At 70.2% G+C, this 12163-nt stretch carries 9 protein-coding genes; 7 read left to right on the forward strand and 2 right to left on the reverse strand.

Annotated elements, in window-relative coordinates; translation table 11 throughout:
- Nucleotides 1-52 precede the first annotated feature (52 nt).
- Both ACWC24_RS41360 and ACWC24_RS41365 read right to left on the reverse strand, forming a co-directional pair.
- Complete coding sequence (locus tag ACWC24_RS41360; protein ID WP_450668090.1) at nt 53-346, reverse strand: transposase; 294 nt, start codon at nt 344-346, stop codon at nt 53-55.
- On the reverse strand, nt 330-1652 hold the full coding sequence (locus tag ACWC24_RS41365; RefSeq protein ID WP_450668082.1) for an ISL3 family transposase: 1323 nt from the start codon (nt 1650-1652) through the stop codon (nt 330-332). The genes ACWC24_RS41360 and ACWC24_RS41365 overlap by 17 nt, the downstream gene beginning before the upstream one ends.
- A gap of 245 nt (nt 1653-1897) precedes the next feature.
- Here ACWC24_RS41365 and ACWC24_RS41370 point away from each other — a divergent pair, with 245 nt between their 5' ends.
- From ACWC24_RS41370 to ACWC24_RS41400, 7 genes are all read left to right on the forward strand, one after another.
- A complete protein-coding gene (locus ACWC24_RS41370; protein ID WP_450668083.1) occupies nt 1898-3910 on the forward strand; it encodes an NACHT domain-containing protein in 2013 nt (670 codons plus the stop codon).
- A 762-nt stretch (nt 3911-4672) separates the two neighbouring features.
- Nucleotides 4673-5602, forward strand: coding sequence for a conjugal transfer protein (locus ACWC24_RS41375; RefSeq protein ID WP_450668084.1), 930 nt, complete (start codon nt 4673-4675; stop codon nt 5600-5602).
- On the forward strand, nt 5599-5940 hold the full coding sequence (locus tag ACWC24_RS41380; RefSeq protein ID WP_450668085.1) for a hypothetical protein: 342 nt from the start codon (nt 5599-5601) through the stop codon (nt 5938-5940). Before ACWC24_RS41375 ends, ACWC24_RS41380 begins: the two co-directional genes overlap by 4 nt.
- Nucleotides 5937-6521 (forward strand): hypothetical protein, encoded by a 585-nt coding sequence (locus ACWC24_RS41385; protein WP_450668086.1) that lies wholly within the window; start codon nt 5937-5939, stop codon nt 6519-6521. The genes ACWC24_RS41380 and ACWC24_RS41385 overlap by 4 nt, the downstream gene beginning before the upstream one ends.
- A complete protein-coding gene (locus tag ACWC24_RS41390) occupies nt 6518-9199 on the forward strand; it encodes an ATP-binding protein (RefSeq protein WP_450668087.1) in 2682 nt (893 codons plus the stop codon). Before ACWC24_RS41385 ends, ACWC24_RS41390 begins: the two co-directional genes overlap by 4 nt.
- Nucleotides 9199-9555: a hypothetical protein gene (locus ACWC24_RS41395; protein WP_450668088.1), complete on the forward strand. Its 357-nt coding sequence runs from the start codon at nt 9199-9201 to the stop codon at nt 9553-9555. Before ACWC24_RS41390 ends, ACWC24_RS41395 begins: the two co-directional genes overlap by 1 nt.
- Before the next feature lies 1 nt (nt 9556).
- Nucleotides 9557-12163, forward strand: a 2607-nt coding sequence (locus ACWC24_RS41400) for a hypothetical protein (protein WP_450668089.1), incomplete at its 3' end; no start/stop codon positions are given.

Below are 12163 nucleotides of genomic sequence, written 5' to 3' on the forward strand. Positions count from 1 at the left end.
CTCTCATGGATCCTTCTCCTCAGTGACAATCGGTGAGCCGTGCCCGACTGTCTCATGGGCCGTTTTCGAGGATGCGGGTCCGGAGGAGCTCGAACAATGCTCGGCCATCCATGGCCCGCTTGAGTGTTTTCACCCGGTTCACATGCCCTTCGACCACCCCGGAGCTCCACCGGAGGGTGAGTCCGGCAGTGACCGCGTCGAGGTCCTGGCGGAGGAAGCCGACAAAGCCCTTCATGGGCTTCGGCGCGTCCCGTTCGGCCTGTCGGATCCACTCCAGCAGCAGGTATCCGCGCCGGTGACGGACCAGATCGGCGAACGCCCGAGCGAGATCACAGGCCCGGGTGATGTCCGGGCAGGCGAGCCGGACTTGAAGGAACCGTTCGTCCTGGCTCTCGGTGGAGTTTCTCCCGTGGCCGCATGATCCACGAGGTGATCTTGCGGGGGCTCGGGATGTCGGCCCGGATCGGTTCGGCGGTACCCGCTCGAAGGGCGGCGAGGTGTTTGCAGACGACCTGGCGGCTGCCGCGGTAGCCGCGCGCCTGGATCTCCAGGAACAGTCGGGTGCTGCTGACCTGGCCTTGAGCCTCGGTGAAGCGGGCGTTGAGGTATGCCTTGAACGGCTCCAGGACGCCGTTGGGGCGGCGCTCGCGAACGGAGGCCAGCAGCTCGTCGAGGTCGGTGTCGCGGAAGCGGCGCACGGTCTTGCGGTCGAGGTGCAGACGGCGGGCGATGGCGCTGATCGTCCAGCGTTTCTCCAGCAGGCGGTGGATGTCCTCGTAGCGGTGGCGGGTACGTTCGATGATCTGGGTGCGGGGCAGTTCCGGGGGCGGCAACAGCATCGGGGGCGGCTCCGGCGCCTCGGTCACCGTCTCCTCCTCGGCACGTTCGCGCAGGCAGTCGCGGTGCTGGTGGCAGGTCTTCTCCACCGCAGCTGACAGGTTCTGCAACAGGTGCCAGCGATCAGCGACTTCCAGGGCATGAGGGGCGGCTTCCTTGACCGCCTTGGTGTAGGCGGTGACCCGGTCCCGGCAGATGATCTCGGCTCCGGGATGCCCGGTGAGCCAGGCCGCGAACGTCTCCGAGGTACGGTCGGGCAGCACGTCCACGACCCGGCCGGCCTCGACGTCGACCAGCACGGTGCCGTAGGTGCAGCCCTTACGGAAGGCAAACTCATCCACCCCCAGCACCCGAGGCGCACGCTCTGGCACCGCCGGCGCCGTCAACAGCCTGAGCAGCCGGGTCCGGCCCGCGACCAGCCGCAGTCGGCGGCACAACCGCGCGGCCGGACGTCCGCCGAGCTCGATCGCGATCGACCGCAGCCAGCCTGTCAGCCCGATGCTGGAGCGGCGGTGCCGCTCGGACAGCCCCGGCACCTGCTCGACTAACGCCTTGCGGCAACAGCTCTTCCGGTCGCATAAGTACCGGCGGACCCGCAGCCGGACTATGACCCGGCGAGACACCAACGGCCTTTCCTCTAGAACGCGTTGGTACGTGCTGTGTATGCGCCTCGCCTGTTTCTGGCAGCCCGGGCACCGGCCCGGCCGAGCCGTGGACACCGCCTCCACCACGAGGACGTCGGAGGAGCCGCTGACTCGCTCCACTCTCACATCGATTCCGGGAAACAACACCGCCTCGACCGTCTTACTCGCCATGTCGGGACATACTCTGCCGAAACGATCCCTCGCTCACTCCGCTGACCTGGGGATTCACGAAACTGCGGACAGAGCCTTGGAATCGGCCAGGGGCGCTTCCCACCTCACTCGCTCCGACATTCAACTGAGTGGGGATTTCGGCGCAATGCCTTGGCCATCGCGTGCTTTCTTGGCGCGGCCGTAGGTCCGGTCACAAGTGCGACAAGTTGCCCGCGTGGTCGACTACTTCAGGGAATGATCGCCTCATGGCCGAACTCGGGGGACGCCGTCATCGCCTGAACTGGCAACTCATCGGTGCGCTCGGTGTGTTGCTCATCGTGGTCAGCGTGGCGTACGCCACGCGGCAACTCATACACGGCGGCCTGCAGCCAGCTGACACCGCAAGCCTACTCGGCCTTCCGCTCGGCGTGGCTGGCCTGGTGACAGCCGTGCTGTCCCTGCGCAGGCCCATCGAAGGCAACGACACCGAGGTCGCGCGAGGCTGGGCCCGGACCCTGGCACAGCAGGTGAGGACCGGTGAGAGCCAGGCCCGAGCTCAGTTACTCGGGGAGGACACCGAGCGCATCAACCTCGCATACGTCCTGCACCTGTCGACTGACCGATCGGCCACTGCCCCAGCCGCAGGCCTAACCTTTACCGACTCACCTGCAGCAGTGCCGGATATCACCGCCTACTACCGGTCCACACGGCCCAGCCGTCTGGTCATCACCGGCGCTCCGGGAGCCGGCAAGACGGTTCTCGCCCTTGAACTTCTCCTCAACCTGATCGAAACCCGCGACGACGCCGATCCAGTTCCTGTGCGGATCCCGCTCAACTCGTGGGACACCGAGCAGCCACTCGACGTGCTGCTCGCGCAGCGTCTTGTCGACGCGTACGACTGGCCACGACGCTTGGCCGAAGTCCTGGTCGCACAGGGCATGGTCCTGCCGGTCCTGGACGGTCTAGATGAGATGGACCCTCGGCGCCCAGACGGAACCCCCGATTCGCACGCCCCACGGGCCGCCTCGGCATTGAACGCCCTGGACACATACCGAGACGGTCTGAACCCCGCACCGCTCATCCTCACCAGCCGAACCGATCACTACGACGCCCTTCCAGAGGGCTTCCGGGTTCGGGACGCAGCCCGCATCGCCATCGCTCCTGTCGATGCCGATCAGGCCCGAACGTACCTGCACGACCGTGCCCGCGATCCACAACGCTGGCAGCGGCTGCTGGATCATCTGGTCGTTCACCCTGGCGGCACAATGGCCGCTCTCTTGTCCACGCCCTGGCGACTGTGCCTCGCCGCGACCGTCTACCACCGTGAAGGCGATCCCTCCGAACTCCTCGCCCAATCCACGCCAGCAAAGCTCGATGACTATCTTCTCGCCCGCTATATCCCCGCAGCCGTCAGCGCCGCGCCCAATCCACGCCGCTACCGGGCGGGCGAAGTCGACCGCTGGCTCCGGCAACTCGCAGTCCACCTCACCAATCCCCAGCCAGTAACAGCAGGGACACCTGCCAGCACCAGCGGCACCGACCTCACGCTTCACAGGCTGTGGCCCCTCGCAGGGCGGAGCCGCGTCCGCACCGCCGACGCGCTGCTGGCCACGCTCACGGTTCTGCTTGCCCTCCCCCTCACTGTCGCGAAGGGCGCCCTCACCGGCTACTCGGCTGCCGTCGCGCTTTTCGCCGTCCTCGCCGGCTTCCTGGCGCTCGGCACACACAGTCCGCGACACCTGAACTGGAACCGCCTGCGCACGGCGGTCGGCCGGAAAACAGTGCTGGTCAGCTTGAGCACGGGTCTCGGGATCGGTCTCACGATCGTTCCGACGGCCGGCCTGGCGGTCGGTCTTCCGGTCGGCCTCCTGATCGGCGTCGCGATCAGCCTGGCATTCGGACTGCAAGGAGAACCGACCACGGCCGCCAGCCCGCGGGCCACCATCCGAGGCGACTTCGTCTACGGTCTCGTGCTCATCGTGGCGGGCGCCATCGTCGGCGGGCTCCTGGGCGGCCCGCCGGGTCAGCCCCCGGACAGCCTGGCGGACGGTCTCGCATGCGCACTCTCAGCCGGACTCGCGTTCGGACTCACACGCGGACTCAGTGCGGCGCGACGGTACACGGTGTTTCTCCTGTGCTCGCGCCGTCGGCTGCCATTTCGCCTTGCTCGTTTCCTTGACTGGGCCGCTTCCGCTGGTCTCCTTCGGTACAGCGGGCCCTCATACCAGTACCGTCACCGCGAACTCCAACAATGGCTTGCCCGTCAGCCCAACCCCTAATCCGCTTACCACTGCCTGACGGAGGCCATTGAGATCCTTGCGGAGCTCGCCCAGACCTCACCGCTCGCCGGCCCCTCTCCTGGACCAATCAAGCAGCCGATGAGCGTCAGGGCCGCCCTGATCCGTCCGTACACCGGCCGCAGCCCGCCGCTCGGTGACTGCCCGTCCACGCAAGGTACCCCGCCACAGGTCAGATGCCGTATTGACGGGGAGACTCAGCGAGCAGATGTGGAGCCGCCCTCGAGCAGGGGGCGGTCGTTTTCAACGAGCGCCATCAACCACGCGCCTTCAGCTCGGGCCGTCAGTGATTGCGCAGTCGACTACGCAGCCCTGGAATGGTGTTGCGCAGTCGGCTGCGCAACCGGCCTGGGGATCCTGCGCAGTCGAGTTGTGCTGGGGCGGCTGCGCAGTCCGCCCGGACTTCCTGAGCTTCTCTTGCGCAGGTCCGTCTCACGCACTGCGCAGGCCTGTGTCGCGGTCCGGCCGGCTTCCGTCTGCGCACGGGTGTCCGGGCCCTGTGGCCGGTCAGCATGTGATCGCGTGGCGGCCGCCGGTTTGGGCAAAGCGCGCCGGTCGCGGTGACCTGCCGCGAACTCGCGGCAGACCCGTGGTCGGGGTCATGGTCGGGCCGACCATGACCCCGACCATGGACTTCGTGTCCCCATCGTGACCGTGGTCGGGGGTTCGTGGTCGGTGCTCGGGTCGGGGTCGGCGGGTTTCCTCAAGGTCAGCAAGTACACGTTCTGACCTGGGAGTTTGACCATGTCCCCTGGCAAGCAGTCCGCACAGAGCGAGGCCGCTGCTCCGATGGCGGCCGGCGCCCGGCTGGAGGCGATGCGCCGCCGCGTACGCCTCTCACGCGTGGCGGTCTGGACCGTCATCGCGGCTGGCCCCATCGCCCTGTGTGTCGCCGTCGCCTCCACCCCGACCACGGTTGCGGCAGCCCCCGCGGCCAAGCCCAGCGCCGTGCGCACCGCGACATCCGCCGCCCCGGGCGGCTATGCGCAGGTGTTCGTCGGCGCGTGGTTGCGCAGCAACGCGAACGACGAGACGAGTGCGCAGGCGCGGCTTGCGCAGTCGATGGCGCCGGACGTCGAGCTGCCCGACCTAGCCGCCGGTGCGCAATCGGCGCCGCAGTCCGTGACGGCAGTACGCAGTGCACAGCGGGCGGACGGTGCATGGTCGGTGACGGTGGCTGCGCAGTACGCAGGCGGCTCGGTGCGGTACTACACGGTGCCAGTGGCCTCCGACAGCACGGGCTCCTCGTTCACGGTGACCGGTGCGCCCGGCGTGGTAGCCAGCCCGGCCCGGGCCCAGGTGGCGAAGTCGTCGTACTCGGTCACCGTCTCAGAGGGAGATCTGTCGTCTGCTGTCGGGCAGTTCCTCGCCGCCTACCTGACGGGGGCCGGAGAGGTCGACCGCTATCTCGCACCCGGCGTGAAGCTCACCGCCATCTCCCCCGCCCCGTACTCGGCTGTTGCCGTCCAGCAGGTGTCCGCCGTCGAAGAGGCCGCGGCCGCCGGGCAGGTGCCGGCGGACGGTACGAAGGTGCGGGTCCTCGCCTCGGTGGAAGCCCGGGACGCGACCGGCCGGTGGCCTCTGGCGTACGAGCTCGACCTCAAGGCCCGCTCGGGCCGGTGGGAAGTCGCCGCGCTTCAGTCCGGGACGGCCCAGGACGGGGGTGCCCGGTGAACACCGTGCACAGCCTGATGCTCGCCGGGCAGCTGGACGATCTGGGCAACTCGTGGATCAACATGTTCAAGGAGTGGGCGACAAAGAGTCTTCAGGCCGGTCTGATCTGCCTGGTCGTCGTCACCATGATCCAGAAGTTCTCACTGAAGGCAGGGATCGGCGCCCTGCTCCTGATGGTGATCGCGCTCGGTCTGTACAACTCGCGCAACGACCTGGCGAACATGTTCACCGACGAGGTGAAGAACCCGTCCAAGGGCGCGCCCGCCGTTCCTGGCATCGTCCGGTCCGAACTCCCCTCCTCGCACGACCACTCGCCAGGCGTCGGAGACTGGCTGTGAGCGCGGCCGCCGCGGCACGGGTAGGCCGCTTCTACACCGCCGCCCGCCGACACCCCTGGGTCCTAGGCAAGGTCGCGGACTGGAAGATCCCCCTCGGCCCGTACACCCCGGCGCAGATCGCCCTCGCCGTCGGCGGCGGCTTCCTCCTGGTCAAGACAATCAGCTGGTGGTCGTGGATGGGGCCGGTCCCCATCGTCGGGTGGGGCCTGGTCATCTGGATGGTGCGCCGGCCGAAGGTCCAGGGCCGTGCGCCGATGCAGGCCGCGTTGGGCTGGGTGCTGCTCGGCCGGCAGCCCCGCGGAGGGCGGATCGGCGGGCGGGCCGCCCGCGACCGCGCTCCCCACCCGCTGCTCGGCGGCTTCACCATCGAGGGCGCGCCCGCGCCCGCTGCCCTCCCGGCTGCGCAGGCCGCGCCTTCCCCTGCCGTTCAGCGGCGTCCAGCCCGGGCTCCGCGCCCGGTCCCGGCCGCAGGCCGCGCGTGCGCACCCCGGCGCACCCAGCCAGTTGCTCCCACGGCATCGGGGCCGGTGTCGGGCGTGCAGCAGCTACTCGCGCTCACCCAGCAGGGGGGTGCGCGGTGAGGGTCCCGATCCGTCACATCGCCGGGCACCTGGTGTGGTCGACGCAGGGCAGCGTGTGGGCCCTCTACCGCCTGCACCCGGGCCCGGACGCGCAGGGACGCCGCGAGGAGACCGTCCAGGGCACCTACGTGCCCGCACCCGTCCGCGACGAACAACTCGCCAAAATCACCCACCTGGTGCGCTCGCTGTCCGGGGCCCCGCGCCTGTACGGCATGTGCGCCCAGGTCGACCCGGGCGAGATCGCCCTCAAGATGATCGAGGGCATCGAGCCGGCCGAGCAGACCCCCGGTGCGGGCCGGCACCCGTGGGTGGAGAACGTCGAGGCCGCCCTCGACCTGCTCGACGACCAGGAGATGCACCGCCGCACCCTGTGGCTGGCCGTGCCCCTGCAGACCGAAACCGGCAGCCTGGTGCCGGCATCCCTCGGCGCGGCGTGGGCCGAGGTCGCACCGATGCTGGGCATGCGCCCGGCGCCGGTGGCCCGGCGCGAGGTAAGCGCGTACCGCGAGCAGGCCTCACGGGTGGAGGCCGCGCTCGCCGGCGGCATCGCTTTCCGCCCGGCCCGCCCGGCGGAGATCGTGTGGATGATCCAGCACGCCCTGCACCGCGGCCTGGCCGAGCCGCTGCTGGCGGAGGCCGAGACCAGCCAGATGTACGGCGGGCAGCTCCAGGGCGGGGTGCTGCGCTCCCCCAGCTACGCCGACCTCGGCCAGATGCGCCTGCAGGAAGGCGGCATCGACCCCGACCTCGATGACGCCCGTGAGCTCAAGAGGGCGGGCCGGATCACCCGGTCGGGCCGCACGGCCTGGTGGCGCGTGAACACCGGCTCGCCGCTCGGGCGGCGCTGGCTGCAGGTCGAGTCCGACAACGGGATGGGCTACCAGGCACAGTTGGTGCTGGCCGAGTGCCCGCCCGCGGTCAGCCAGGACGCCGCCGACCTGTTCGCCCAGCTGGAACTGCTCGACTTCCCCGTCGACTACACCGTCGACCTCACCCTCGTGCCCGCGGAGAAGGCACGCGAGCAGGTGCGGCGCAAGAAGAACGAACTCATCGACCAGGCCGACCAGTACGACGCCCGCCCCACCGGCATGCCCGCCTCCCTCACCGAGGCCGCCCGCGACCTCGGCGAGCTCGATGCCCGCCTCTCCCGCACCAGCGTGGAGCTCGAGGTGCAGTCGGTGACCGTGCTGACAGTGTGGGGGCCGACCGCCGCGATCTGCGACGCGAGGGCCCGCGCACTGGTCGCGCTGCTCGCCGGCGCCGACTACCGCGCCATACGCCCGGCCGGCCTGCAGGAGGCCCTCTTCACCCTCGGCCTGCCCGGCACTGTACGGCCGGGAATCGTGCGGGAGTTCACCCAGCACCAAGTCTCCGAAGACTGGGCGCTTTCCGGGGCCTTCACCGCTGCGGAGGTCGGCGACCCCAACGGCATGTTCCTCGGGATCGACCTGGACTGCGGCACCACCCGCCCCGTCATGATCAACGTGGCGGATGCGCCCAAGGCCGACGCCTCCGCCTCCATGGGCATCGTCGGGGATCTGGGCGCGGGCAAGAGCGTCCTGCAGAAACTGATCGCCGAGGCGGTGTGGGCGCGCGGCGGCTGCGCGATCTGCATCGACCGCACCCCTGTACGCGAGTGGGCCACCTTTGCCCGCACCGCCGCCCAGGGCCGCGTCCAGATCATCGACGCCGCGCAGGCCGAGGTGTCCATCGACCCGCTGCGGATGTTCACCGGGCCCGAAGGCCGCCACTACGCCCTGTCCTACCTCACCCTGCAGCTCGGCATCGGCCCGATGAGCACCAGCGGCGAGGTCCTCCACCACGCCGTCGAGCAGGCCGCCCTCAGCGACGCCTCCTCCATGCACCGCGTCCTTGAGGTCCTCGAGGAGACGGCCACACGCGAGGCGGGCAAACGGCAGGACGCGGCCGCCACGCTCGCCGGCCTCATCCGCGTCGTCGCCACCAACTCCCTGGCCCGGATGGTGTTCGACCCGACGCTGCCGCCGGTGCGGCTGGACGCCTCCAGCGCCTGCGACATGATCGTGATCACCACCACGGGTCTGAAGCTGCCCCCGAAGGCCGCGTTCGCCAACCCTGAGATCCTGCACCAGCAGCCGCTCGAGGCGCTGATCGGCCGGGCGGTGCTCTACCTGATCGCCGCGCTCGCCCGGCAGACGGCTTTCGAGGACCCCACCAGGTTCACCGCCGTCGTCTTGGACGAGCTGTACTGGCTCACCTCGTCCGCCGAGGGCACCGCGCTGGTCCACGAGATCCTCCACGACGGCCGCAAACACGGCGCAGGGCTCCTGGCGGGCTCGCACGACGCCGCAGAACTCGGCCCCGACCGCGGCCTGATGGCCTACCGGGCACTGGCCCGTACCGCCGACCGCGAACGCGCCCGCCGAGGCCTTGAGTTCGTCGGCCTCGACCCAGGCGACAGCGAGCTGCTGCGGCTGGTGACCACCGGTCTGTCCCCCGTCGGCCACAAGGGCCGCGAGGGCGAGTTCCTGCTGACCTGCCCGCGGCAGAACACCGGCCGCATCAAGGCCGTCATCCCCCGCATCCAGCGCATCACCGCCTCCATCACCACCACGCCAGGACGCCGCACGAGCGCCCCACCACGCTCCGCACCCGCTGCCGGTGAGGCCATGGGTGCCCGTCCGAAGGAGCACCTCTGATGCCCACGTCCTCCGGGGACCGTTCTGGGCGTATCGCCACGGCCGTGACCATCCTCACCGTGATCGCCGTCGTCGCCGGCGCGGTCATCCTCGCTCTCGGGGCGTGCCTGCCGGAAGCATGGTGGCCTCACACCGGGCAGGCGTTCGCCACCGATGCCCGCCCCGCGCACCACGATCCCTGCACGGCGATCGTCGGCCCGGCCAAGGCGTACTGCGAGCGCGGTGTCACGGCCAATGCCTCCGCCGGTCATCAGAACGTGGCCAGCGGGGCGTGGAGGCTGGTGCCTGCCGGTGCGGGGGTGGGTGCTCTCGTGGTGTGGCGGCTGCGCGGCGCAGCTGGGCAAAGGCGGCGCTGACGTGTTCCGTCCAGACCGCGCGAGACTGCGTTCCGTCGGCTTCGTCGTGCTGCTCACCGGTGTGTTCCTCCTGGTGAACACGCAGGTCGTGTACGCGGCCGGCAGCAACAGCGAGACCGGTGACCTGTTGGCCCCGCTGAACATCTACTCGTCCGAGGGTGTCCCGATCGACGGGTACGACCTGAACGCCGACGGCGGGTCCATCGTCGCCTTCAAGACGCAGGCCCTGGCCTTCGCCCTGTCCGGGCTGTTCACCCTGATCCGGCTGCTGGTCGGGCTGGCCGGGTGGGCGATCGAGGTGGCGTTCAGGTTCCCGCTGCTCAAGATCCTCGCCAACCCGGCGCAGAAGGTCGCTGGCACCTACGACAGCGTGGTCGTCGACACGCTCGGGCTGAAGGGGCTGTTGCTGGCCTGGGCGTTTGTGTTCGCGGGGTTCATGATCGTGCGTGGCCGAGTCGGCCGCGGTCTGGGCGAAATCTTTCTCACCCTGCTCATCGGGGCGATCGCCGCTTCGGCTCTCATCCGCCCCGACACTCTGCTCGGCCCGGACGGACCGCTGGGGCAGTCCCAGCAGGTGGCCGCCGAGGTCGCCCAGCAGAGCGTCAACTCCTACGACTGGGGCGGCAAACTCGCCAGCTACGACCCCTGCGCCGGCATGGCCGGCAACGCCGAGACCAAGTGCGAGGAGCGGGAAGGCGAGGGGCCCGTCTCCTCCGCAGAAGTGGCCCGGCCCCTCCAGGACTCAATCACCAACGCCTTGATTGTGAAGCCGTACATGCTCCTTCAGTACGGACGCATCCTGGACCCGGCCAAGGATTCCGACCGCAAAGCGTACGCCGTCCATCTGAAGTGGGTCACCGGCGGGTACATGCCTCGTGCGCAGACGGAGACGCAGACCTCGGACAAGGCCAAGGACGCCTGCAAGAAGATCGTCGGGCAGGCCAAGAAGTACTGCGAACGCGGTATCGACGGCATCCCGACCCCCGTCACCGATCCGCCGGAGCTCACGCCAGGCGGCGAACTCCTTTACGCCCCAAGCGCGATCGTCACCGACGAGGACCAGGCGTTCGCCACGTTCCTCTCGGACCTGAAGAAAGCCGGCCCGGTCGGCACGTCGTGCGCGGCCTACGCCGCAAAGCCCACCTGGTGGCGGGTCGGCGGTGCCCTTCTGCTGCTGATCGCCGCGCTGTTCATCTGCGGCATGCTGATGTCCAGCGCGATCGTTCTGCTCGGCACCCAGGGTGTGTGCGCGGCCGCGGCCACCGTCGGCGGTGTCACCTTCGTCGCGGGCATGCTGCCTGGGCCCGCGCGCCAGTCGGTGTGGAAGTGGCTGTCCGTGTGGGGCATCGCGGTCCTGGCCGTGGCCGGGATCTGCGCGTTCATTCCCTTCTTCGGGATCGCCGTAGACGCCACCATCACCCGCGGACCCGACCTGATGGTCGAGCGGATCCTGCTCATCGACGTCCTTGCCATCGCCGGAGCGGCCGGGCACCGCAGACTGCTGACCGGGATCGCCTCCTTCGGCCGGCGCATGGCCATGCGGATGCGCTACGCCAAGGTCGGCGGCACCCACCTGCCCGGCGACACCTCCGAGCTCGGTGCCGCGCTCGCCATGAACTCCCCTGCAGCAACGGGCGGATACGGCGCGGGACTGCGTGCCTTCACCGGCGGGGGCGGCGGCAGGTTCGGGCTGCTCGGCACCCGGCAGCGCTTGCTGGGCGCGCTCACTTCCCTGTCCGACGGAGCGGGCATGCCGGTGAACACCGGCAGCATCCTCGCCGATGCCACAGCCGAAGCCAGACGAGGGCTCGCCCCGCTCACCGCGGCCGCGGCCGTGGGCGGGCTGGGCGCACGGCTCGGCGTCAAAGGTGCCGGCTGGCTGCTGATCGGACGGCGGCCGGACAGAGAGCAGTTGGCCAAGTGGCGCAAGCCCACCGCCGACGGCGACCCCGGCGCGGGCGGCCCGGGCGGCGGCCCAGGCGGCGACAGCGGCAATGACGCTGGCCGAGGGCCGCGCCGGCCCGGGGGGCCGCCCGACCGCTACCGCAACGCGGACGGGCAGGTCGTCGACCGCAACACCGGCCAGGTGCTGCACGACCAGAACACCGACCGCACCCTGCTGTCGACCCGGGCCCACAACCGGCTGGTCCGCTTCCGCGGCTACCGCATCCTGCACCGCGGAGGCCGGGCCGTGTACGGGGCGACCGTCGGCCTGCCGGCCACTGTGCGCCGCACGCGGTCGGGCGGGTCGCGCTACTCCCAGGACGCCCGACAGCAGGTGCGGGTATGGGGCAACACCGTCCGAGAAGACGCCCAGACATGGGGCGACACCGGACGCCACGTCGCCCGCGTCCTGCGCGAGCACACCGACGACCGCGGCGGACCCGGGCCCTTCACCAGCCGCCGCCTGCCGGCCCGTCCAGCGCCGACGCCCCGTCCCACAGGCTCCCCCACTCCCACCGGCCGTACGGTTCCGGCTTCCCCGGCATCTGGCACACCCGCGTCCCCAGGCGACAGCAGGACACCACAGCAGCGGGCGAACCCTGCGCCCAGCAGGCCCAGACCGACCCCTCCCGCAGGCACAGGCGCGAGCAGCACCGCCCGCGAC

Source organism: Streptomyces sp. NPDC001443 (assembly GCF_053597355.1).

Coding starts and splice junctions, on each gene's coding strand:
- ACWC24_RS41365 (WP_450668082.1), bottom strand. CDS start 1,652: ATGGCGAGTAAGACGGTCGAGGCGGTGTTGTTTCCCGGAATCGATGTG.
- ACWC24_RS41395 (WP_450668088.1), top strand. CDS start 9,199: ATGCCCACGTCCTCCGGGGACCGTTCTGGGCGTATCGCCACGGCCGTG.
- ACWC24_RS41375 (WP_450668084.1), top strand. CDS start 4,673: ATGTCCCCTGGCAAGCAGTCCGCACAGAGCGAGGCCGCTGCTCCGATG.
- ACWC24_RS41370 (WP_450668083.1), top strand. CDS start 1,898: ATGGCCGAACTCGGGGGACGCCGTCATCGCCTGAACTGGCAACTCATC.